We start from the raw sequence: 22,224 nt of genomic DNA, 5'->3' as shown, positions 1-22,224 counted from the left end.
TTCGCGCGCCCGTTACAGGTGCACGTCGAGGGTCCAGGGGCGGCCGGAGCGGGCGGGCTCGGCCAGGTCGACGCTGTGACCCAGGCCGGCGAGGGTCTTGGCCAGCTCGTCGGGGCTCTCGGGTGCCGACTCGTGGCGGACGAGGGCGCGGGCGATCTCCCCGCGGGTGGCCTTGGCCATGTGGCTGACCACCTTGCCGTCGCGGAAGACCCGTACCGTCACCGAGCGCTCGCCGGGCTGCCAGGCGCCCGCGTACGTGGCCGAGCGCAGATCCACCACCAGCCCCTCGATCCGGTCCAGCTCCTTGGTCACCTTCGGCCGCCAGAACGCGGCCAGCCCGCCGAGCGGCGGCAGATTCACGCCCATCGACAGCCGGTACGGCGGGATCCAGTCTGTGATCTTCACCACACCCCAGAGCCCCGAGAAGATCAGCAACGACTCCTCGGCCCGCTCGCGCGACTCCTCGTCCAACGAGTCGAGGCCGAGATTGTCGTAGAGCACGCCGGTGTAGAGGGCGGCGGCGGGCAGCGTGGGGGCCGTCTTCAGTGCCGCGTTCTTGGCCAGCTCGCCCGCCAGGCCCGGCGTCAGCCCGAGCACGTCGAGCGCGTCGCGGCGCTTGGAGGCGCGCACGAGCGCGTTCAGCACCCGCGTGCGGTGCCTGGCCAGGGCCGGGAACGACAGCTCGCCAACAGGCGGCCCGCTGCCTTCCGCGGCCTTGCCCTCGGACGGCGGCAACAGAATCAACACAGCCCCCTACCCTATTGGCCCAGGCCAGCGCCCTGCCCGCCGGACCCGTCCCCTCTCGGGTGCGGCTAGTCTGCGCGGATGGATGTCGACCGCCTTGTCCATGAAGCCTGGCCCGCGTACGAGCAGCAGCCCCACGACGGGTGGGTCTTCCGCTGCGCCGGCGGGGTGACGAAACGCGCCAACTCCGTCCTCCCCGTCGGACTGCCCGCCGACCTGCCCGGCGCCATCGCCGCCGCCGAGGCGTTCTACGCCGAGCGCGGGCTGCCGTGCGTCTTCTCCGTGGGCCCCGGCGCGCCCGCCGGGCTGGACGAGGAGCTCGAACGGCGCGGCTACGCGCTGGTCGACCCCACCCTCGTCATGGCCGGCACGCCCAAGGGCGAGCCCGTGCCCAGGGTGCGGATCGAGGACCGGCCGTGGCCGGAGTGGCTGGAGACCTGGTGGGCGGTGGACGGCCGGTACGGCAGCGGCCTGGAGGAGGCGACGCGCATCTGCGCCGGGGTGCCCGCGTGGTACGCGGCGTACGAGGAGGACGGCGTGCCCGTGGCCGTGGGGCGGGGCGTCCCGCAGGGGGACACGCTCGGGATCTACTGCATGGCCACCCTCCCCGGCGCCCGCCGGCGCGGGTTGGGGCGGGCGGTGCTGCGGGGGCTCGTGGCGCGTGCCGGGGGCGGGCCGGCGTACCTGGTGGTGACGGCGGGGAACGCCGGGGCGCAGGCGCTGTACCGGGGCGAGGGGTTCGAGGTCACGGGCCAGTACCACTACCGGGTGCGGTGACCCGCGACACGCCCGGTCGCGAAACTGATCTGAACGGGACCGCTCACGCAGAACGGCGACCCCGGGGTGGCCCGGGGTCGCCGTTCTGATCATGCAATATGTGGTTATCTCATCACGACCAGCGCTGGGTCAGCGCTCGTCGTTGGGGGCAATGGTTGGGGTTTCGCTGAGTCGAGCCGACTCGTCCAGGATGTCGGCACCCTTTTCGCGCAACGCTGCAATGTGCTGACGCCCATGGTGGGCGCAGAAGAGCAGCTCCCCACCCACAGGCAGGGTCGCGCGAATGTAGGCCTGGGCACCGCAGCGGTCGCAGCGGTCGAGGGCCGTCAGCGGCTTAACGGGGGCGAGAGCTCCAGTCACGTATCGCCTTTCGGGTCACCCCCGCCGAAGCGAGGATCTGGCGTCAGTCACTTGGAACAACATCTAACCGGACCTGGACGTTCCCAACCGCCCCCTCTCTACGCCCAGAGCGGAATGTGTCCCAAAGTAATGACGATCAGCCGGTTGGTAACGGCAAACGTGACGCCATGGCAAGCTTGTACGCGCGCGTAGGGGAAGAACGGTAGGCTACGCACACGTGTTCGATGCCTAGACCAGGGGAGCTGGAGTGACGCTTGTGGAGGCGGGTTACACGGCTCGTCACCTCTCGGTGCTTGAGGGCCTGGAGGCCGTGCGGAAACGCCCGGGCATGTACATCGGGTCCACCGACAGCCGCGGGCTCATGCACTGCCTCTGGGAGATCGTGGACAACGGCGTCGACGAGGCCCTGGCGGGTTTCTGCGACCGGATCGAGGTCGAGCTCTACCCCGACGGCTCCATCGAGGTGCGCGACAACGGCCGGGGCATCCCGGTCGACATCCATCCGAAGACCGGCCTGACCGGTGTGGAGCTCGTCTACACCAAGCTGCACGCGGGCGGGAAGTTCGGCGGCGGCTCCTACGGCGCCTCCGGCGGCCTGCACGGCGTCGGCGCCTCCGTGGTCAACGCGCTGTCCTCGCGCCTCGACGTCCAGGTCGACCACGACGGGCGGGTGCACGAGATCAGCTTCCGCCGCGGCGTCACCGGCGTCTTCGACGGCGAGGGCCCGACGGCCAAGTTCAAGAAGAAGTCCGGCCTGCGCCTCGGCGCCGAGATCCCCAAGGGCGTCTCCGGCACCCGCGTGCGCTTCTGGGCCGACAAGCAGATCTTCCTGCCCGACGCCGAGGTCTCGCTCGACGAGATCCACGTGCGGCTGCGGCAGACCGCGTTCCTGGTGCCCGGCCTGACCCTGGCCGTCTACGACAGCAGGCACGAGGAGCGCATCGAGGAGGAGTTCCGCTTCGAGGGCGGCATCTCCGAGTTCGCCGAGTTCCTGGCCCGCGACGAGGCCGTCTGCGAGGTGCTGCGCCTGCAAGGGGTGGGCCACTTCCACGAGACCGTGCCCGTCCTCGACGACCAGGGCCACATGACGCCCACCGAGGTGCAGCGCGAGCTCACCGTCGATGTGGCGATCCGCTGGGGCAAGGGCTACGAGTCCACGGTGCGCTCGTTCGTCAACGTGATCGCCACGCCCAAGGGCGGCACCCACCTGACGGGCTTCGAGCGCGGCCTGGTCCGCACGATCAACGAGCTGCTGCGCGAGACCCGCCTGCTGAAGAACGGCGACGACCCCGTCACGAAGGACGACATCTCCGAGGGCCTGACCGGCGTCGTGACCGTCCGGGTGCCCGAGCCGCAGTTCGAGGGCCAGACCAAGGAGGTGCTCGGCACCTCCGCGGCCACCCGCATCGTCTCCCACGTGGTCTCGCGCGAGCTCAAGGAGCTGTTCACCAACCCGCCGCGCGGCTACAAGCAGCAGCTGCGGGCCGTGCTGGAGAAGATCGTGGCCGCCGCGAAGGCCCGCATCGCGGCCCGCGAGCACCGCGACAACCAGCGCCGCAAGAGCGCGCTGGAAAACTCCGCGCTGCCCGCCAAGCTGGTCGACTGCCGCAGCGACGACCTCGACCGCAGCGAGCTGTTCATCGTCGAGGGAGACTCCGCGCTCGGCACGGCGAAGCTGGCCCGCGACTCCGAGTTCCAGGCGCTGCTGCCGATCCGGGGCAAGATCCTCAACGTCCAGAAGGCGTCCGTGAGCGACATGCTCAAGAACGCCGAGTGCGCCGCGATCATCCAGGTCGTCGGCGCCGGCTCCGGGCGCTCGTTCGACATCGACTCCGCCCGTTACGGCAAGGTCATCCTCATGGCCGACGCCGACGTCGACGGCGCGCACATCCGCTGCCTCCTGCTGACCCTCTTCCACCGCTACATGCGGCCGATGGTGGAGGCCGGGCGCGTGTTCGCCGCCGTGCCGCCGCTGCACCGCATCGAGCTGACGAATCCGGGGCGCGGCAAGGAGAAGTACATCTACTGCTACTCCGACGCCGAGCTGCAGAAGGTGCTGCGCGACCTGGAGCGGCGCGGCAAGCGGTGGAAGGACCCGGTGCAGCGCTACAAGGGTCTGGGCGAGATGGACGCCGACCAGCTCGCGGAGACCACGATGGACCCGCGCCACCGCATCCTGCGCCGCGTGCGCATCGAGGACGCCGAGGCGGCCGAGGGCATCTTCAACCTGCTGATGGGCAGCGAGGTCGCGCCGCGCCGGGAGTTCATCGTCAGCAGCGCGGCCGAGGTCGATCGCGACCACATCGACGCCTGACCGGCTCTCCCGGCTGCCTCCTGTGATGTTCTGGGGTCTCTGCGGGGCTGTGGTGCCCCGTGGAGGCTCGTGCGCTTCTTCAGGCCCTCTGGGGCCTGCTGAGCCTTCTCCTACGCGCTGGGGGCTCTGAGGGCTTCACAAGGTGTCCGTACGCGAGCATGCCGATGCCCCGGCACCCAGCGAGGGGCCGGGGCATTGCGTCGGTCAGTGGTCGGAGGGGGTCAGCCGGCCCGTGTGCACGTCGTAGATCGCCCCGCCCACCGGCATCTCCTTCGGCAGGAACGGGAACGTCCTGATCCGGGTCAGGTCGTGCTTGAGCGCCTCGTTCTGGTCGGGCACCGTGTGGAAGTCGATGCTGCGGGTGTCGATGCCGCGCTCGCCGGCCAGCCGGTGCACGTCCGCGTCCGTCACCTTGGCCATCCCGCAGTCGGTGTGCGGCATGACCAGCACCCGCTCCACCCCCAGCAGCACGACGGCCAGCACCAGCGTGCGCAGCACGTCGTCGGTGACGCGGGCCCCGGCATTGCGCAGGATCTTGGCGTCGCCGGGCTTCAGCCCGAGCAGACCCAGCGGGTCGATCCGGGAGTCCATGCAGGTCACAACGGCAAGGCCGCGGGCCGCACGGCCGGTGAGGCCGGAGCTGCCGAAGCTCGCGGCGAACTTCTCGTTGGCGGCATACAAGTCGTCGAACGCGCTCATGCCACAAATAATCTCTCATGCCCCAGAACGCGCGCGGGCGGGGTGGCGACAGGCCGGAGTTGGCAAACCTCCCACGAAAACAGCTCACCTTGAGTGATGATGTCGTAGCCGTACGTACGTGATCCAAGAAGGTTGTCGTGAGTAGGTCAGAATCGCTCGCCGTGTACCTCCGCGCCCAGGCCCGGCGCCGTCTCGATCGTGTGGAGACCAGGGACGACGGTCGCAACGCCAGGTGCGCCCTGGCCCTGCTCGACGCGGCCGCCTACGCCGGCAGCCTGCCCGAGGACGATCCGCTCATCCTCATGCTGGACCAGGCCGGGTGCTTCGGGCCGCTGGGATGCGAGGGGTTCGATCCGGGGGAGGCGGGCACCAAGCTGATCCGGCAGTGGGAGGGCGGGGAGCCGCACGAACTGCTGCTGGCCCTGCCCGCCGCCATCGCCGCCGCCGCTAGCTGAGCCCCGCAGGGCCGGAGCAGGGCCGGAGCAGGGCCGGGTCAGGGCTTGCGGGCGACGCCGACGTACCACCACTCGCCGCCCGCGAGCGCGGACTCCCACGGCTCGTCGGGCCGCCAGTCGCCCACGTGCGTCACCCCGGGCTCCAGCACGTCGAAGCCGTCGAACAGGCGGGCCACCGCGGCGCGGTCGCGGTGCACCAGGGGCGCGTCCGCCGCGTCGTACACCTCCCGCGCCGCCTTGCCCACCTCGGGATGCGCGTCGTCGGTGAGGTGGGAGACGACGAGCGCGCTCCCGGACGCCATCCGCTCGCGGAAGGCGGCCACCACGCCCCACGGGTCGTCCGCGTCGGTCAGGTTGTGCAGCACGCCGAGGAACAGCACGCCCACCGGCCGGCTGAAGTCGATCAGCTTCGCGGTCTCGGGGGCGTCGAGGATCGCGGCGGGCTCGCGCACGTCGGCGTGCACGATCGCGATGCCCGCGTCGGTGCCCGCCAGCAGGGCGCGGGCGTGGACGACCACCACCGGGTCGTAGTCGACGTAGACGACGTGCGCGCCGGGGCGGACCCGGCGGGCGACCTCGTGCACGTTGTCCTGGCTGGGCAGGCCGGTGCCGAGGTCGATGAACTGGTCGATGCCCAGGTCGGCGACGTGGCGCACGGCCCTGCCCAGGAACCGCCGGTTCGCCAGGCAGATGTCGCGGCTCGGGCCCAAAGCCATGATCTTCTCGGCGGCCTCGCGGTCGGCCGCGAAGTTGTCCTTGCCGCCGAGGTAGTAGTCGTACATGCGCGCGTCGTTGGGGACGCGGGGATTGATGCCCTTCGGTACGCGCGGGGGATTGCTCATCTGGGCCCTTCGGGATGCGCGGGGAGATGAGCTGATCGTAACGCCCTCGTGACAAGTTTGTGGATCTTTCCAGTCAAACCCGTAGATCCCTGAGCGCGCGATCAGCGTCTCACCGCCCGCTCACGCGACGGGTTCGTTGCCCGGCTTCCACTTGATGCCGCAGCCGAGCGACGGGTTCTGCCGCTCCGGCACCTGCCCGCCGTCGAGGAGGGCGTCGATGGCCGGCCGCAGCGACGAGCCGGTCACCGGCACGCCGTTGCCCGGCCGCGACCCGTCGAACTCGCCCCGGTAGACGAGCCGGAACTGCTCGTCGTACAGGAAGAAGTCGGGCGTGCAGGCGGCGCGGTACGCCTTCGCGACCTCCTGCGTGTCGTCCAGCAGGTACGGGAACGTGAACCCGGCCCGCGCGGCCTGCTCCGCGAGGTGTGTGGGGTCGTCGTCGGGGTAATTGACGCTGTCGTTGCTGCAGATGGCGACGATCGACAATCTCGCGCCGTACTCCTTGGCCAGGGCGCCGAGGCCGGATTCGATGTGCCGCACGTACGGGCAGTGGTTCGAGAGGAAGACCACCAGGGTCGCGGGAGAGCCCTTGAGGTCTTCGAGCGAGACGCTGCCGCCGTCGATGGCGGTCAGGTCGAAGGCGGGCGCGGGAGTGCCGAGGGGAACCATGAACGAGTTGGCAGCCATGGCAGCCATTGTCTCGTGAGAGGAGCTGACAGGCATGGGCGGCATCGCCGAGTTCAGGACCGTCGTGCTGGACTGCCCTGATCCCCGTGGGCTGGCGGAGTTCTACTCCCGGTTGCTGGGCTGGCCGGTCACCTCCGTCGAGGACGACTGGGTGGTGGTCAGCGACGGCGGCCCGCCCAGGCGGCTGGCCTTCCAGCTCGCGCCCGATCACCAGCCGCCCGTGTGGCCGAGTGCCGAGCGGCCGCAGCAGTTCCATCTCGACGTCACGGTGACCGACCTGGACGAGGCCGAGCGGGAGGTGCTGAAGATCGGCGCCACCAAGCACGAGCACCAGCCCAGCGAGGACGACGAGTTCCGGGTGTTCCTCGACCCGGCGGGGCACCCGTTCTGCCTCTGCCGGAACGTGTGAGGCGGGGCGGAAAGGCTCCGCTGCGGCGGCTCGGGCCGGGCGACAGGGGACTGCTCCCGGGCGAGCCGCCGCAGCGGGCACCAAGACAATCGGCTTAACGGGCGGCCTGGGCCAGGAGGTTCACCGCCCTGGTCAGGTCGCCGGAGGCCAGCTCGTGATCGGCCGCCGCCTGAAGGTCGAACCGCTTGCCGGCGCGCTGCGCGACGTCCCGGGCCACCGAGACGACGGCGTCGTCCACCGCGTACGAGTCGCTCTTCGAGCGTTCGAGCAGCGCCGCCGCCGCGCCCAGCGCGCCCAGCACCGCCCGCGCGTCGCGCACCGACCCGCCGGCGTCCCAGTTGCGCCCGGACAGGGCGAGCGTCAGCGTCGCGGCGGCGGCCCTGGCGGGCGCGTCGCCGCGGGCCAGCTCGTCGCGCGCCGCCTTGAGCCGGTCCCGGGCCCGGTCGGTACGCAGCCCCCACCCGTACGGGAACAGCGGATCGTAGGAGGCGTCACCGACGTTGATCGGCACCTGCTCCATGGAGCGGAACCACGTGAACGGCAGCCGCCCCGTGTACGGCACGGCCCCGAACAGCGGATCGGCCACCCCGTCCCCTTCGGTCCCCGGCAGCCAGGACGCCACCACGGCCGCCACGCCCGACAGGTCGCCCAGCAGCATCGGCCGCCCGGACACGACCAGGACGACGCACTTCATCGCCCCGCACACCCGGTCCACGGCCGCCCGGTCGGCGGCCGACAGCTCCAGCGTGCGCCCGGCGCGGCCCACGTCGCCCTGCCCCTCGGCGTACGGCGTCTCGCCCACCACGACAACGCCCACGTCGTGCCCGGCCAGGCCGGCCGAGGCATCGCGCGACCAGGTGACGGACGCGGCGCGGGAGCGGATGGCGTCCAGGATCGTGGTGCCCGGGGTGATCGGCCCCGACGAGCCCTGCCAGGTGATCGTCCAGCCGCCGGACTGGTTGCCGATGTCGTCGGCGTTCGACCCGGCCACGTAGACCTTGGCGTCGCGGCGCAGCGGCAGCAACCCGCCGTCGTTCTTCAGCAGCACCTGCGACTTGGCGGCGGCGGCGCGGGCGACCGCGCGGTGCGCGGCCGAGCCGACGCGGTCGATGCCGGAGCGGTCGGCGTACGGGCGCTCGAACAGCCCCAGCCGGAACTTCTGCGTCAGGATCCTGGCCACCGCGTCGTCGATCCGCGCCATCGGCACCCGCCCGGCCTCGACCTCGGCCTTGAGCGTGCCGGTGAACTGCGGGTACGCGTACGGCACCATGATCATGTCGAGGCCCGCGTTGACCGACGTGCGCACGTCGCTCGGGTAGTCGCCGGGGATCTGGTCGATGGCCTGCCAGTCGCTGATCACGAACCCCTTGAACCCGAGCCGGCCCTTCAGCGTCCCGTTGATCAGCTCGTCGTGGGCGTGCATCTTCAGCAGCCCGTCACCGAAGTCCACGCTGGAGAACGACGGCATCACGGTGGCCACACCGCGCCGGACCGCCTCCTTGAACGGCGCCAGGTGGACGCGCTCGAGCTCGTCCCTGCTCACCCGGGTGACGCCCTGGTCGATGGTGTAGTCGCCGCTCGTGGACGAACCGTAGGCGGTGCCGCCGTCGCCGACGTAGTGCTTGGCGGTGGCCAGCACCCCGTGGTCCTGCAGCCCGTCGATGACCGTGGCCATGCGGCTCACCAGCGCCGGGTCCTCCCCGAACGACTCGTACGCCCGGCCCCAGCGGTCGTCGCGCGACACGCACAGGCAGGGCGCGAAGTCCCACGGGACGCCGGTGGCCCTGACCTCGTCGGCCGTGACCCTGCCCGCCCGCTCGACCAGCTCGGGGTCGCGGGCGGCGCCGAGGCCGACGTTGTGCGGGAAGATCGTCGCGCCGACCACGTTGTTGTGGCCGTGCACCGCGTCCACGCCGTAGATCAGCGGGACCTGGAGGCGGGTCTGCCGGGTCTGGAGCTGGAAGGCGTCGATCATGTCGGCCCACGCCTTCGGGGTGTTCCGCGCGGGCGTGGAGCCGCCGCCGGACAGCAGGGAGCCCAGCAGATAAGTGGCGATGTCGCTCTGCTTGGCCAGCGCGCCGCGCTCGGCCTGCGTCATCTGCCCGACCTTCTCCTCCAGCGTCATCCGGCCCAGCAGGTCGGTGACGCGTTCCTTGACGGGCTTGCGGGCGTTCAGGTACGGCAGGCCGTGCGCGTTGATCACGACCACCGGGGGCTCGGCCGGCGGCCGGGTGCCCGCGCCGGACAGCTCGATCGGGATCGTCTCGGCCACCTCGTCCTGGCCGTCCCGCAGCGTCCTGACCGTGATCCGCTGAGTCGACCCTGAGGCCGTGCCCGCCGGGAACGTCAGCGTCCCCTGGACGGCGGTGTAGTCGGCGCCGGGGGTCGCGGTGCCGGTGCCGGTCCGGTAGTCCACGGCCAGGTCGGCGGGCAGCGGCGCGCCGTCGGACGTGGTGATCGTGACCCCGATCTCGGCCTGGCCCTTCTCGTCCACCGGGTACACGGGCTTGGCCGTCGAGAGCCGCACCGGGCGGAGCGTCGCGGTGCCGTAGAGCTCTACCTGGTCCCAGAGCAGCGTGCCCTGGGCGGCGGGCAAGCGCATGCTGTACCCCCACATCGCCACCAGGTCCAGCTCGCCGTCCGTGGGAGCGCCGCCGGGCTGGTAGTCGGTGCGGCGGGTGAAGTCCGCGAACGGCACCTTGACCTGCCGCCAGCCGGTCGCGTCGTCGGTGAACGACGACTCGAACAGCTCGGAGGCGCCGGCGCTGCCGCCGCCGTCCTTGATCTCGAAGAAGATCTTCTGTCCCGACGCGGTGCCCTTCACCCAGAAGGAGAAGCCCTCGTACGGGGACCAGTCCTGCGCGGCCGTCAGGTCGTGGGACCAGCCGCCCCACTGGCTGATGGCGTAGACGGACCTGAGCACCCGGTTCGTCGCGGGAGCTTCCGGACGGTCGGCGCCGGGCTCGATCGTGAGCGCCGGGGTTGAGGCGGCGTCGTTGCCCCAGGCCGACACGCCGGCGGGCACTCCGTCCGACTCGAAGTCGGTGATCGTCAGCGGCGCCGCCGCGGCGGGGGCGGGCTGGGTCGTGAGCAGCGGCGTCAGCAGGGCGAGTGCCGCCGCCCATAACGCGCGTCTGGATCGGAACACGGTACCTCCAGGGGGAGAGCGCTCTCGCAGGAGAGATCGCCGGAGGGCCATGTTTCATAACAGGACAAGCCTGACCGAAGTGCGACAACCGGCCACCCGCGCCGGCATGCGCCGGCCTGGCAAGCGCACCGCGCCCGCAACCGCAACGCCCGCATGTGCCGCGCCCCGCAAGCGCCGCCGCCGTGCCGGCGTGCGCTGCGCCGGCGCGAGCGTCGTGGCGGTCGGCGTGCGCGCGTCAGCCGGGCGCCGCGCGTGGGGGAGCGGCGCGGCGCCGGGCCGTGCGTGGCTACTCGTCCCCGGAGTCCTCGGACGACGTGGCGCCGTCGCCGCGCTGGGGTTCGGGCCCGGAGCCCAGGGCGCCGCCGATCGCGCCGATCGTGTGCGTGAGGCGCACCCCCGAGCCGTCCCGGCGCCCGATCTCCTCAGGCAGCGGCACCGGCTTGCCGACCGCCGAGACGGCCTTGGCGGGCGCCGGGCCGGCCCAGGCCAGCAGCAGTTCGTCCTCGCCCTTGAGGAAGCGCTGGGCCCGCACCCCGCCGGTCGCGCGCCCCTTGGCGGGGAACTCGGCGTAGTCGGAGACCTTGCCGCCGCCCACCTGCGTGCCGGGCAGCGCCGTGGAGGAGCCGGCGACGGTGACGACCACTGAGGGACGTTCGGGATCGACCGCTCCGAACCAGATCACCTTGGCCCCGTCGTCGAGCCGGATGCCGGCCATGCCGCCCGCCGGCCGGCCCTGCGGGCGTACGAGCGAGGCGGAGTACCGCAGGAGCTGCGCGTCGGAGGAGATGAACACCAGGTCGTGGGACTCGGACTCCAGCTCGACGGCGCCCACCACGGTGTCGCCGTCCTTCAGGGTGATCACTTCGAAGTCGTCGCGGTTGGCCGGGTAGTCGGGCACCACCCGCTTGACCACGCCCTGCGCGGTGCCGAGGGCCAGGCCGGGGCCGTCGGGGTCGAGGGAGCCGAGGCCGACGACCTTCTCGTCGGGCTGCAGGGAGACGTACTCGGAGACCGGGTGCCCGCCCGACAGCGACGGCGGGTTGTTCGACGGCGGCAGCGTGGGCAGGTCGACGACCTGGACGCGGATGAGCCGGCCCAGCGAGGTGACCACGCCGACCTCGCCGCGTACGGAGGTGCGTACGACGCTGAGCAGCACGTCGTGGGCGGTGCGATCGCCCTCGCCGGGCAGCGGCGCGGCGTCGGGGGTGCGGGCGAGCAGGCCGGTGGAGGAGAGCATGGCCAGGCACGGGTCGTCGGCGACCTGGAGGTCCACCACGGGGGTGCGGGTGATGCCGGGCGCCTCCAGCAGGACGGTGCGGCGCGGCGTGCCGTACTTCTTGGCGACGTCGGCCAGCTCGCCGGAGACCACCTGGCGCAGCTTCGTCTCGGAGGAGAGGATCTCGGTGAGCTTGGCGATCTCGTCGCTCAGCGTCTCCTTCTCGCGGTCGAGCTCCAGCTTGTCGTAGCGGGTCAGGCGGCGCAGCGGCGTGTCGAGGATGTAGGCGGCCTGGATGTCGGTCAGGTCGAAGACCTCCATCAGGCGGGTGCGCGCCTGGGCGGAGTCGTCGGAGGAGCGGATGACCTGGATGACCTCGTCGATGTTGAGCAGCGCGATGATGAGGCCGTCGACGAGGTGCAGGCGCTCCTCGCGCTTGCGCCGCCTGAACTCCGACCTGCGGCGCACGACCTCGAGCCGGTGGTCGACATAGACCTGCAGCATCTCGCGCAGCCCGAGGGTGCGCGGCTCGCCGTCCACCAGGGCGACGTTGTTGATGCCGAAGGTCTCCTCCATCGGCGTCAGCCGGTAGAGCTCCTCCAGCACGGCCTCGGGGATGAAGCCGTTCTTGATCTCGATGACCAGCCGCAGGCCCTTGTGCCGGTCGGTGAGGTCTTTGAGGTCGGCGATGCCCTGGAGCTTCTTGCTGGTCACCAGCTCTTTGATCTTGGTGACCACGCGCTCGGGGCCGACGTTGTAGGGCAGCTCGGTGACGATGATGCCCTTGCGCCGCGGCGTGATCTGCTCGACCGCGCACTTGGCCCGCATGCGGAACGTGCCGCGCCCCGTCTCGTACGCGTCGCGCACGCCCTGCAGCCCGATGATCGAGCCGCCGGTCGGCAGGTCGGGCCCGGGGACGAACTTCATCAGCTCGTCGAGCGTCGCGTCGGGCTTCTTGATCAGGTGCCGGGCGGCGGAGACGACCTCGACGAGGTTGTGCGGCGCCATGTTGGTGGCCATGCCGACCGCGATGCCGCTCGTGCCGTTCACCAGGAGGTTGGGGAAGGCCGACGGCATGACCGTGGGCTCGGTCTCCTGGCCGTCGTAGTTGGGCTTGAAGTCGACGGTGTCCTCGTCGAGCGACTCGACCATGAGCATCGCCGCCGGGGCGAGCCTCGCCTCGGTGTACCGCATGGCGGCGGGCAGGTCGTCGGGCGAGCCGAAGTTGCCGTGCCCGTCGACCAGCGGCAGGCGCATGGAGAACGGCTGTGCCAGGCGGACCAGCGCGTCGTAGATGGCGCTGTCGCCGTGGGGGTGCAGCTTGCCCATGACGTCGCCGACCACGCGGGACGACTTGACGTGCCCCCGGTCGGGGCGCAGCCCCATCTCGCTCATCGAGTAGAGGATGCGCCGCTGCACGGGCTTGAGACCGTCGCGCGCGTCGGGCAGGGCGCGCTGGTAGATCACTGAGTATGCGTATTCGAGGTAGCTCGCGCGCATCTCGGCGGAGACGTCGATGTCGACGATCCGCTCCTCGAAGTCCTCAGGCGGGGGTGCAGTCGTGCGTCGGGCCATCTTGTGCTGCGCGGCTGCCTCGGCCGTCGCGCCGAGGGGAAGCGCATCCTCCTTCTGTTCTCGTGCTGTAACCGTAGCCGTCAGCTCGCTTGCGAAGCGTCAGATCGGCGTGCGAGGCGTCGACGTAACCTGCCCCCGTCGCGGGGATCCGACGTGTGTGCCCCTGGAGATGATGGCACGAGCCGGGTCTTGCATGGCATATCAAGAGCGACGCTCACGCCACGGTAACGATCTTTCCGCGTGCGGTCGACAGGCGCGATGAGAACATCATCACCGGCATCCTACTCGATTTATCGCAGATGTGTTCGATCAGCGAGAGGCCATCTCTAGGCGTCTTGACCAAGCAGTTGCTTGGGTCGTACGTTTCGACGAGGGCATCCCACCTGTTCACCGGAGGCGTCATGATCGAGTTCCATCCCGTGACCAAGCACATCGGCGCCGAGGTCACCGGGGTCGATCTGCGCAAGCCGCTGTCGGAGGAAGAGGTCGCGACCCTGCGGGCGGGGTGGCTCGAACACCTCGTGCTGTTCTTCCGCGACCAGCACATCGACGACGAGCAGCACCTGCAGTTCGCCCTGAACTTCGGCACGCTCAACCACCCCGCGTTCAAGAAGGACTCCACCAGCCCCATCCACGTCCTCGACCAGACCTCACCCAAGGGGGAGGGCGGCGACGAGTGGCACAGCGACAACACCTTCGAGCCGACCCCACCCATGGGCTCGCTGCTGCGCTGCGTGCAACTGCCCAGCGTGGGCGGCGACACCTGCTGGGCGAACACGTACCTGGCCTACGAGACGCTGTCCAAGCCGATCCAGCGGCTGTGCGACGAGCTGACCGCCGAGCACGACATCACCATGTCCATGAAGAAGGCCATCTCCAAGGGGCACCCGTTCGACCTCGCCGAGATCCAGGCCAAGTGGCCGCCCGTGACGCGGCCCGTGGTGCGCGTGCACGCCGAGACCGGCCGCAAGGCGCTGTTCGTCAACCGGGCCTCCACGACGCGGCTCGTGGAGCTGAGCGACCGGGAGAACGAGGCGCTGCTGCCGTACCTGATCGACCACATCCGCTCCCCGGAGTTCCAGCTCCGCCTGCGCTGGCGGCCCGGCACCCTCGCCTTCTGGGACAACCGCCCCACCCAGCACTACGCCGTCGCCGACTACACCGAACGCCGCCGCATGCACCGCGTCACCATCAACGCCTTCCCCGAGCACGCCGACAAGTGACGGACGGGAGCCGTCCCCGCCGACCCGTGCGGCGGGCGGGGTCGCGCGCGGCGGTGGTCTGGTAACAAGGAGGCATGATTGATGCCCCCGACTCCGCGATGCTCCGCGAAGAGGCCGAGGAACGCCTGCGGGCGCTGGCCGGAGAGCACGCCGTGCTGCGCGACGACCAGTGGGCCGCGATCGAGGCGCTGGTCGTCGACCGGCGCCGCGTCCTCGTCGTGCAGCGCACCGGATGGGGCAAGTCGGCCGTCTACTTCGTGGCCACCGCCCTGCTGCGCGAGCTCGGCGAGGGCCCCACCGTCATCGTCTCGCCGCTGCTGGCGCTCATGCGCAACCAGATCGCCGCCGCCGAGCGGGCCGGCATCAGGGCCGTGACGATCAACTCCGCCAACCCCGAGGCGTGGGAGGAGATCTACGGCCAGGTCGCCGAGGGCCTGGTCGACGTGCTGCTGGTCAGCCCCGAGCGGCTCAACAACCCCGACTTCCGCGACAACGTCCTGCCCGAGCTGGCCGAGAGCGCCGGGCTCGTGGTGGTCGACGAGGCCCACTGCATCTCCGACTGGGGCCACGACTTCAGGCCCGACTACCGCAGGCTGTCCACGCTGTTCGCGGACCTGCCGCCGGGCATCCCCGTGCTGGCCACCACCGCCACCGCCAACGCGCGCGTCACCCGCGACGTGGCCGAGCAACTGCGCCTGCCGCCCGAGCTGCGCACGGAGGGGGACGACACGCTGGTCCTGCGCGGCCCGCTGGAGCGCGAGAGCCTGCACCTGAGCGTCGTGCGGCTGCCGAGCGCCGAGCAGCGCCTGGCCTGGCTGGCGCAGACGCTGCGCGAGCTGCCCGGCTCCGGCATCGTCTACACCCTCACCGTGGCCGCCGCCCACGAGATCGCCGGTTACCTGCGCGAGCAGGGCCTGGAGGTGGCCGCCTACTCCGGGCAGACCGAGCCGGCCGAGCGGCTGGCCGCCGAGGAGGCGCTGCTCAACAACAAGATCAAGGCGCTGGTGGCGACGAGCGCGCTGGGCATGGGGTTCGACAAGCCCGATCTGGGGTTCGTGGTGCACGTGGGGGCGCCGCAGTCGCCGGTCGCCTACTACCAGCAGGTCGGACGGGCGGGGCGCGGCGTCGAGCGGGCCGAGGTCATCCTCCTGCCCGGCACCGAAGACCGTGACATCTGGGCGTACTTCGCCTCGCTGGCCTTCCCGCCCGAGACCGTCGTCCGCACCACGCTCCAGACGCTGGAGGAGCGGGGCGTCATGTCCACGCCCGCCCTGGAGACGGCCGTCGACCTGAGCCGCAGCCGGCTGGAGATGATGCTCAAGGTCCTCGACGTCGACGGGGCCGTCCGCCGGGTCAAGGGCGGCTGGGAGGCCACGGGGGAGCCGTGGGCGTACGACACCGAGCGCTACCAGCGCATCGCCGCCGAGCGCCGGGCCGAGCAGGAGGCCATGCTCGCCTACCTGACCACCACCGAGTGCCGCGAGCAGTTCCTGCGCCGGCACCTCGACGACGACACCGCAACGCCCTGCGGGCGCTGCGACAACTGCACCGGGCGGCACCGCTCGCCCGAGATCGGCGCGCAGGCCGTCGAGAGCGCCCGCGAGCGGCTGAGCAGGCCCGGCGTCGAGATCGAGGCCCGCAGGCAGTGGCCGACCGGCATGCCCGACCTGTCCGGGCGGATCAAGCCCGAGCTGGGCGCCGAGCCCGGCCGGGCGCTCGGGCGGCTGACCGACATCGGCTGGGGCAACCGGCTGCGGGAGCTGTTCGCCGGGCCGGACGGGCCGGTGCCTGACGACGTGTTCGCGGCCGTGATCAAGGTGCTGGCCGCGTGGGACTGGCGGGAGCGGCCGGTCGCCGTGGTCAACGTGCCGTCCGCGTCGCGGCCGGCGCTGGTGCGCGGGTTCGCCGAGCGGCTGGCCCAGGTCGGCCGGCTGACGTATCTCGGGGAGCTGGGCTACCGCGCCGGTACGCCGGGCAAGCAGTTCAACAGCGCCAAGCGGGTGCAGGCCATCAGGGGCACCCTGGCCATGCCCAAGGAGCTGGGCGCCGCGATCGCCCAGTGCGGCGGCCCCGTGCTGCTGGTGGACGACCGCGTCGACACCGGCTGGACGATGACGCTCGCCGCCGCCCAGGTCCGCCACGCGGGCGCCCCGGCCGTCCTGCCCCTGGCCCTGGCCGTCACGAGCTGACCGCTTCCGGACGCCGTCACGAGCGGGCGGCGTCCACCCCCATGGTGACCAGGTCGTAGTCGCCGAACACCGGGCTGACGTGCAGGTTGGTCGCCGTGGCGCCGCGCAGCAGCAACGTGCGCCGCCACGTCGTCGGCACCAGCACCGCCTCCTCGGCCACCCGCCGTTCCACCCGTTCCCACAGCCCGGACCTGATCGTCGGGTCGGGCTCCGCGGTGGCCCGGTCCATGAGCTCGTCCACGTCGGGCAGGCGGACGGTGAGGTTGACCGACGGCTCCTTCTCGCTCAGCTCCCTGCTGTCCACCAGGGCAGGCAGGTACGCGTAGGGGTCGGGCCAGTCGGGGGCCCACGACCTGGCGATGAGTCCCACGCCGTCCCGCTTCAGGTTCGCGGGGACGCCGCCGAACTCCTTGTGGAACTTCTCCACCGGCGCGTGGTCCAGCGTGACGTGGATGCCGACCTTGGCCAGGCTGTCCCGTACGGTCTCCGCGGCCTCCTGCTCGCCGGGCAGCTCGCGGTAGATGTACTTGGTGGTGAAGCCGTCCGGTCGCCCGCACCGCTCCAGGGCCTCGCGGGCGCCCTCCTTGTCGCCGCGCGGCGACAGGGCGGGGTCGGCGTAGCGCACGCCCGCGACGTCCGGCGGCACCAGGGACGTCGGCACCTGATCCGGCACCGCCCGCGACGCCTTGGAGACGGCCTCCAGCTCCAGCGCGCGCACCACGGCCCGGCGGCAGTCCACCTTGTCGAGCGGCGGCACCTGCGGGTTGATCGCCAGGGTGCGGACGGCCGTCACCGGGGCGTCCGCCCGCGCCTTGAGCGCGGGGTCGGCCAGGATCGGCGCGTACTCCTCGTCCGGCAGGAACCCGCCCATCTCCGTCTCACCCGACTTGAGCAGGGCGCTCACCTCGTCGCCCTTCATGCCGTAGGTGAACACGAAGCGGTCGGGCAGCGCCGTGCGGTTGGGGTCGCTCGCCGGATCCCAGTGGGGGTTGCGGACGAGCGCGACGTAGTCCTCCCGGGTGCTCTCGATCTGGTACGGCCCGGAGGAGACGACGGCCGACTTGTAGTCCGCCCGCGTGTCGCGCGCCTTCGGCACCGGGATCGTCTCGGGAAGCTGCACGACCTGGTCGAACGTGGCCAGCGGCTTGCGCAGATGGAAGACGATCGTCTCGTCGTCCGGGGTCTCGATCGCCCGGTCCGTGTCGGCGCCGGGGGACTTGTACGGGCCCTCGTAGCCGGCGGGCAGGTCGAGCAGGGTGTCGAAGAACAGCCCGCCCTGGGCGAAGCCGGGGTCCATGCTGCGCAGCACCGCGTACTTCACGTCCTTGGAGGTGATCGCCGTGCCGTCCTGGTATCTCACGCCCTGCCGGAGCTTGTAGGTCCAGGTCCTGCCGCCGTGACTCGACCGGCCGAGGCTGCGCGCCAGGTCGGGGACGATCTCGGCGCCCGCCGGGCCGGGGGCGGGCTTGAACATCGTCAGCGAGCGGCCGTACAGGCGGACCATGTTCCGTGAGTACATGGTGAACATGTCGGCCGGGTCGGTGGACTCCAGGAGGTTCTGCGAGGACACGCGTACGGTGCCGCCCTTGCGGGCGGACGGGCGTACGACGGAGGTGAGCCCGCTGCCGTAACCGCCGGGGGCGCGGCTCGGCGCGGGGTCGTCCACGAGGTTCGCCGTGGGCGTGCGGCCGCCGTCGTCGTTGAGCCGCACGACCGCCCAGGCCGCCAGGCCGACGACGAGCGCCGTCGCCGCGGCGCTGACCGAGACGAGCAACCTCCGCCCGCCCTTCCTCGCGGTGGTCACCACGCCCGCCGCCGGCCCGGTGCCGAGCCCGGCCCCGCTCGATCCCGGCCCCGGCGGGTGGCTGTGCCCGGGGGAGACCCATCCACCTCCCGGCCCGCTCGCGCCATCGCCGAGCCGCGGCACAGAAGGGTGTGGCACGGAAGGCTGTGGCACGGAAGGCTGTGGCACGGAAGGCTGTGGCACGGAAGGTGGCGGCATGGAAGGTGGCGGCGCCGTCATGGGCGCCGAGCCGCGGATGAGCTCCTGCAGCAGCCGGTCCGCCGTGGGCCGCTGGTGCGGGTCCTTGGAGAGCGCGGCCCGCAGTAAGGGCACCAGGGAATCGGGCACCCCCGACAGATCGGGCTCCCCGTTCATGATCCGGTGCATCACCACCGGCAGCGCCCCGAACCCGAACGGCCCCCGTCCCGTGGCGGCGAACACGATGGTCCCCGCCCACGCGAACACGTCGCTGGCGGGCTGCGCCTCCCCGAGGAACTGCTCGGGCGCCATGTAGGCGGGCGTCCCCACCACGCTGGTGCTCACGCTCTGGCTGACGTCGAGCGCCCGCGCGATCCCGAAGTCGATCACCCGCGGCCCGTCGGGCCCGAGCAGCACGTTGCCCGGCTTGAAGTCCCGGTGGATCACCCCGGCCTTGTGGATGGCGGCCAGCGCGGTGGCGGTGGCCACGGCCAGCCGCACCAGCGCCGCCCCGCGCAGGGGCCCCTCGGTGCTCACCTGCCGTTGCAGGGAGGGCCCGTCGACGTACTCGCCGACGATGTACGGCCGCCCGTCGGCCTCGCCGACGTCCAGCACCCGGGCCGTGCAGAACTCGGCCACCCGCCGCGCGGAGTCGGCCTCGCGCAGGAAGCGGCGCACGGCCCGCTCGTCCTCGGCGTACCTGGTGTGCAGCAGCTTGACGGCGACCTGCTCACCGGACGGCGACTGCCCGAGGTAGACGCTGCCCTGCCCGCCTTCGCTGAGGAAGCCGGACAGCACGTAGGAGCCGAGGGAGGTCGGATCTCCGGAACGCAACGGGCGCACGCCGGCCATCGGGCTCCTCATTCACACGCTGTCAGGGATGATCCACCCTAACGTGAACGAATCACCCTAGAAGGGCGGCCGGGCACCCAGATGCATGATCGCCTTGGCCGCCAGCCGGCACCCGGAGGCCAGCGCCTCGGCCGGCGGCTTGCCCTCCAGCCACGCGGGCAGGAACCCGGCGCAGAACGCGTCACCCGCGCCCGTGCCATCGACGATCTTGTCGACGGGATCGGCGGCCACGTGCACCGGATCGGGGCGCCCGTTGCTGAACCACAGCGCGCCCTCGGCGTTCATCTTGATCACGACCTGCGGGAACCACGCGGTCAGCACCTTGGCGGCGGCCTCGGGGTCGTCGCGGCCGGTCAGCACCTTCGCCTGGTCGGTGTTGGCGAACAGCAGCTTGGCGCCGTTGGTCCACTCGAGGAACGGCTCGGCGCCCGTGCGCTCCAGCGGCGCGGAGGACGCGCAGTCGACCGAGATCGACATGCCCGCGCGCCTGGCCATGTCGAGCGCCGCGAGGCCCGCGTCGCGCGAGCCCTCGTTGATCAGCGTGTAGCCCGACAGGTGGAGGTGCGCGCCCTGCGCGAACAGGTCGCGCGGCAGGTCTTCGGGCGACAGCGCCGCGTTGGCGCCGGGGTCGGACAGCATCGTGCGCTCGCCCTTGTGCGTCACCAGCACCACGCACGTGCCGGTCGGACGCTCGGGGTCCATGACGAGCCGGGCGTCGACGCCGTAGCCCATCAGCTCCATGTCGCGGTTGCGGCCCGTGATGTCGGCGCCCCTGCGGCCGATGAAGGCCACCTCGGCACCCTCGACGGCGAGCCAGGACGAGATGTTCGCCCCCGAGCCGCCGCCGTGCATGGTCACGATCGCCGGGGTGTCGCTCGCACGGGCGAGCGCATAACGGGCGCGAGCGACCGCGTCGGTCATGAGATCGCCCACCACGACGACCCGCGTCATGATGTCACCACCTTGCTGCCTTCAGATCGAGCCTGGCCACGGCTGAAAACGCCACCGCAAAAGTAACAGCTTCCGGGCGACCCGTGGGGCGTACCCCGGAGACCGGGCAGGAGTCGATGCACAAGCGTTGCCCAACAGGGCCCCTGGTCTTGGCATATGGGATGCGGGTTTACAGTCGAGACTGTGGAGGCACAATATCCGGCTCACTGGGAGGCCGATGTCGTCCTGGCCGACGGCGGCACCGCGCACGTCCGCCCGATCAGGCCCGCCGACGCCGACCGCCTCCGTTCCTTCTACTCGCGGCTGTCCGACGAGTCGATCTACTTCCGCTTCTTCGGGCCGCGGCCCCGCCTGTCCGACAGGGAAGTCGAGCGGTTCACCAACGTCGACTACGTCAACCGCGTCGCGCTGATCGCCACCATCGGCGCCGAGATGGTGGCCGTCATCCGCTACGACCGCACCGGGCCCGGCGAGGCTGAGATCGCCTTCCTCGTCGAGGACGCCCACCAGGGCAGGGGAGTGGCCTCCGTGCTGCTGGAGCACCTGGCGGCCACGGCGCGCGAGCGCGGCATCGAGCGGTTCGTCGCCGACGTGCTGCCGGCCAACATGCGCATGACGGGGCTGCTGCGGCAGGCCGGCTACACGGCGCAGAGCCAGTTCGAGGACGGCGTCGTCCGCATGACGCTCGACCTCACCCCGACCGACACCTCCACCGAGGTCACGATCGCCCGCGAGCACCGCGCCGAGTCCCGCTCCATCGCCCGGCTCCTCACCCCGGGCTCCGTCGCGGTCATCGGCGCCTCCCGCGAGCCGGGCGGCGTCGGCCAGACCGTGCTGCGCAACCTCCTGGCCGCCGACTTCACCGGCCCCGTCTACCCCGTGCACCGCGAGGTGCGGGCGGTGGCGGGCGTGCGGGCCTACCCGAGCGTGGGCGAGATCGACGGCGACGTCGACCTCGCCGTGGTCGCCGTGCCCGCCGAAGGCGTGCTCGACGTCGTCAAGGAGTGCGCGGAGAAGGGCGTGCACGGCCTGGTCGTGGTCTCCTCCGGGTTCGGCGAGACGGGCGAGGAGGGCCGGGCCAGGCAGGACGAGCTGGCCCGCATCGCCCGCTCCTACGGCCTGCGCGTCGTCGGCCCCAACTGCCTCGGCATCGCCAACACCGACCCGGCCGTCAAGCTCAACGCCACCCTCGCCGCCACCGTGCCCGGCAGGGGCAAGGTGGGCTTCTTCAGCCAGTCGGGCGCGCTCGGCACCGCGCTGCTGCAGCGGGTGGCGCAGCGCGGCATGGGCATCTCGTCGTTCGTCTCGGCGGGCAACAGGGCCGATGTCTCGGGCAACGACCTGCTCCAATACTGGGAGGAGGACGACTCCACCGAGGTCATCCTGCTCTACCTGGAGTCGCTCGGAAACCCGCGCAAGTTCACCCGGCTGGCCAGGCGCATCGCGCGCAGCAAGCCCGTCGTCGTGGTCAAGAGCGGCGGCACCCCCTCAGGCCACTCGGCCGAGGAGCTGGGGCTGCCCGACTCGGCGATCAGCTCCCTGTTCGAGCAGGCGGGCCTCATCAGGGTCGACGACCTCATCCAGCTCTTCGACGTGGGCCAGCTGCTCGCCTACCAGCCGCTGCCCGCCGGCCCGCGGGTCGCACTGGTCACCAACTCCGACGCGCTCGGCCTGCTCGCCGCGCACGCCTGCCGCGCCGTCGGCCTGGAGCCGCGCGCCCCGGTCAACCTCGGCCCCGCCGCCGGCGCCGCCGAGTACGGCCCCGCCCTCGCCGGCGAGCTGGCCTCCCCCGACGTGGACGC

The 22,224-nt window shown here is 71.6% G+C and carries 16 protein-coding genes; 7 read left to right on the top strand and 9 right to left on the bottom strand.

Annotated features, from left to right (window positions below; all coding sequences use genetic code 11):
- Window positions 1-12: 12 nt before the first annotated feature.
- Window positions 13-747 (bottom strand): peroxide stress protein YaaA, encoded by a 735-nt coding sequence (locus tag HCN51_RS38240; protein WP_168016775.1) that lies wholly within the window; start codon window positions 745-747, stop codon window positions 13-15.
- A gap of 78 nt (window positions 748-825) precedes the next feature.
- On the opposite strand from HCN51_RS38240, the gene HCN51_RS38235 reads away from it, so the two are divergent.
- Window positions 826-1,521 (top strand): GNAT family N-acetyltransferase, encoded by a 696-nt coding sequence (locus tag HCN51_RS38235; RefSeq protein ID WP_168016773.1) that lies wholly within the window; start codon window positions 826-828, stop codon window positions 1,519-1,521.
- Between the two features lie 129 nt (window positions 1,522-1,650).
- On the opposite strand, the gene HCN51_RS60240 is transcribed toward HCN51_RS38235, so the two are convergent.
- A complete protein-coding gene (locus tag HCN51_RS60240) occupies window positions 1,651-1,881 on the bottom strand; it encodes a DUF7455 domain-containing protein (protein WP_080046306.1) in 231 nt (76 codons plus the stop codon).
- 247 nt (window positions 1,882-2,128) lie between these two features.
- Here HCN51_RS60240 and HCN51_RS38225 point away from each other — a divergent pair, with 247 nt between their 5' ends.
- Window positions 2,129-4,195 carry a DNA gyrase subunit B gene (locus HCN51_RS38225; RefSeq protein ID WP_168016771.1) on the top strand — a complete coding sequence of 689 codons (2,067 nt, stop codon included), beginning with the start codon at window positions 2,129-2,131 and terminating at the stop codon, window positions 4,193-4,195.
- A gap of 204 nt (window positions 4,196-4,399) precedes the next feature.
- Here the strand turns inward: HCN51_RS38225 and HCN51_RS38220 are convergent, their stop codons facing one another.
- Window positions 4,400-4,894, bottom strand: a complete 495-nt coding sequence (locus HCN51_RS38220) for a beta-class carbonic anhydrase (RefSeq protein ID WP_080046308.1) — start codon at window positions 4,892-4,894, stop codon at window positions 4,400-4,402.
- Between the two features lie 137 nt (window positions 4,895-5,031).
- Here HCN51_RS38220 and HCN51_RS38215 point away from each other — a divergent pair, with 137 nt between their 5' ends.
- A complete protein-coding gene (locus tag HCN51_RS38215; RefSeq protein ID WP_168016769.1) occupies window positions 5,032-5,349 on the top strand; it encodes a hypothetical protein in 318 nt (105 codons plus the stop codon).
- A gap of 38 nt (window positions 5,350-5,387) precedes the next feature.
- Here HCN51_RS38215 and HCN51_RS38210 read toward each other — a convergent pair whose 3' ends face one another.
- Both HCN51_RS38210 and HCN51_RS38205 read right to left on the bottom strand, forming a co-directional pair.
- Window positions 5,388-6,191, bottom strand: coding sequence for an SAM-dependent methyltransferase (locus tag HCN51_RS38210; RefSeq protein WP_168016767.1), 804 nt, complete (start codon window positions 6,189-6,191; stop codon window positions 5,388-5,390).
- Window positions 6,192-6,311: 120 nt separating this feature from the next.
- On the bottom strand, window positions 6,312-6,878 hold the full coding sequence (locus HCN51_RS38205; RefSeq protein WP_168016765.1) for a thioredoxin family protein: 567 nt from the start codon (window positions 6,876-6,878) through the stop codon (window positions 6,312-6,314).
- 34 nt (window positions 6,879-6,912) lie between these two features.
- Between HCN51_RS38205 and HCN51_RS38200 the strand changes: the two genes are divergently transcribed.
- On the top strand, window positions 6,913-7,287 hold the full coding sequence (locus HCN51_RS38200) for a VOC family protein (protein WP_168016763.1): 375 nt from the start codon (window positions 6,913-6,915) through the stop codon (window positions 7,285-7,287).
- Between the two features lie 94 nt (window positions 7,288-7,381).
- On the opposite strand, the gene HCN51_RS38195 is transcribed toward HCN51_RS38200, so the two are convergent.
- Both HCN51_RS38195 and HCN51_RS38190 read right to left on the bottom strand, forming a co-directional pair.
- A complete protein-coding gene (locus HCN51_RS38195; RefSeq protein ID WP_346433940.1) occupies window positions 7,382-10,435 on the bottom strand; it encodes a glycoside hydrolase family 3 N-terminal domain-containing protein in 3,054 nt (1,017 codons plus the stop codon).
- Between the two features lie 286 nt (window positions 10,436-10,721).
- Window positions 10,722-13,226: a DNA gyrase/topoisomerase IV subunit A gene (locus HCN51_RS38190; RefSeq protein WP_168016759.1), complete on the bottom strand. Its 2,505-nt coding sequence runs from the start codon at window positions 13,224-13,226 to the stop codon at window positions 10,722-10,724.
- Window positions 13,227-13,627: 401 nt separating this feature from the next.
- Here HCN51_RS38190 and HCN51_RS38185 point away from each other — a divergent pair, with 401 nt between their 5' ends.
- Both HCN51_RS38185 and HCN51_RS38180 read left to right on the top strand, forming a co-directional pair.
- Window positions 13,628-14,449 carry a TauD/TfdA dioxygenase family protein gene (locus HCN51_RS38185; RefSeq protein ID WP_080046315.1) on the top strand — a complete coding sequence of 274 codons (822 nt, stop codon included), beginning with the start codon at window positions 13,628-13,630 and terminating at the stop codon, window positions 14,447-14,449.
- 74 nt (window positions 14,450-14,523) lie between these two features.
- On the top strand, window positions 14,524-16,638 hold the full coding sequence (locus HCN51_RS38180; RefSeq protein ID WP_240973699.1) for a RecQ family ATP-dependent DNA helicase: 2,115 nt from the start codon (window positions 14,524-14,526) through the stop codon (window positions 16,636-16,638).
- 16 nt (window positions 16,639-16,654) lie between these two features.
- Here the strand turns inward: HCN51_RS38180 and HCN51_RS38175 are convergent, their stop codons facing one another.
- Together HCN51_RS38175 and HCN51_RS38170 are read right to left on the bottom strand one after the other, a co-directional pair.
- Window positions 16,655-19,471, bottom strand: coding sequence for an ABC transporter substrate-binding protein (locus tag HCN51_RS38175; RefSeq protein ID WP_168016757.1), 2,817 nt, complete (start codon window positions 19,469-19,471; stop codon window positions 16,655-16,657).
- Window positions 19,472-19,528: 57 nt separating this feature from the next.
- Window positions 19,529-20,422 (bottom strand): carbohydrate kinase family protein, encoded by an 894-nt coding sequence (locus HCN51_RS38170; protein ID WP_080046318.1) that lies wholly within the window; start codon window positions 20,420-20,422, stop codon window positions 19,529-19,531.
- A gap of 156 nt (window positions 20,423-20,578) precedes the next feature.
- Here HCN51_RS38170 and HCN51_RS38165 point away from each other — a divergent pair.
- Window positions 20,579-22,224: bifunctional acetate--CoA ligase family protein/GNAT family N-acetyltransferase (locus HCN51_RS38165; RefSeq protein WP_168016755.1), on the top strand; the 1,646-nt coding region annotated here is incomplete at its 3' end.

Origin of the sequence: Nonomuraea composti (assembly GCF_012034275.1) — a bacterium.
GTDB classification, from domain to species: domain Bacteria; phylum Actinomycetota; class Actinomycetes; order Streptosporangiales; family Streptosporangiaceae; genus Nonomuraea; species Nonomuraea composti.
This window is presented reverse-complemented; position numbering and strand designations above follow the sequence as displayed.

Bases quoted from the DNA above. Each gene is read 5' to 3' on its own strand.
- HCN51_RS38235 (WP_168016773.1), top strand. From the start codon at position 826: ATGGATGTCGACCGCCTTGTCCATGAAGCCTGGCCCGCGTACGAGCAG.
- HCN51_RS38220 (WP_080046308.1), bottom strand. From the start codon at position 4,894: ATGAGCGCGTTCGACGACTTGTATGCCGCCAACGAGAAGTTCGCCGCG.
- HCN51_RS38210 (WP_168016767.1), bottom strand. From the start codon at position 6,191: ATGAGCAATCCCCCGCGCGTACCGAAGGGCATCAATCCCCGCGTCCCC.
- HCN51_RS38205 (WP_168016765.1), bottom strand. From the start codon at position 6,878: ATGGCTGCCAACTCGTTCATGGTTCCCCTCGGCACTCCCGCGCCCGCC.
- HCN51_RS38200 (WP_168016763.1), top strand. From the start codon at position 6,913: ATGGGCGGCATCGCCGAGTTCAGGACCGTCGTGCTGGACTGCCCTGAT.
- HCN51_RS38190 (WP_168016759.1), bottom strand. From the start codon at position 13,226: ATGGCCCGACGCACGACTGCACCCCCGCCTGAGGACTTCGAGGAGCGG.
- HCN51_RS38185 (WP_080046315.1), top strand. From the start codon at position 13,628: ATGATCGAGTTCCATCCCGTGACCAAGCACATCGGCGCCGAGGTCACC.
- HCN51_RS38180 (WP_240973699.1), top strand. From the start codon at position 14,524: ATGATTGATGCCCCCGACTCCGCGATGCTCCGCGAAGAGGCCGAGGAA.
- HCN51_RS38175 (WP_168016757.1), bottom strand. From the start codon at position 19,471: ATGGCCGGCGTGCGCCCGTTGCGTTCCGGAGATCCGACCTCCCTCGGC.
- HCN51_RS38170 (WP_080046318.1), bottom strand. From the start codon at position 20,422: ATGACGCGGGTCGTCGTGGTGGGCGATCTCATGACCGACGCGGTCGCT.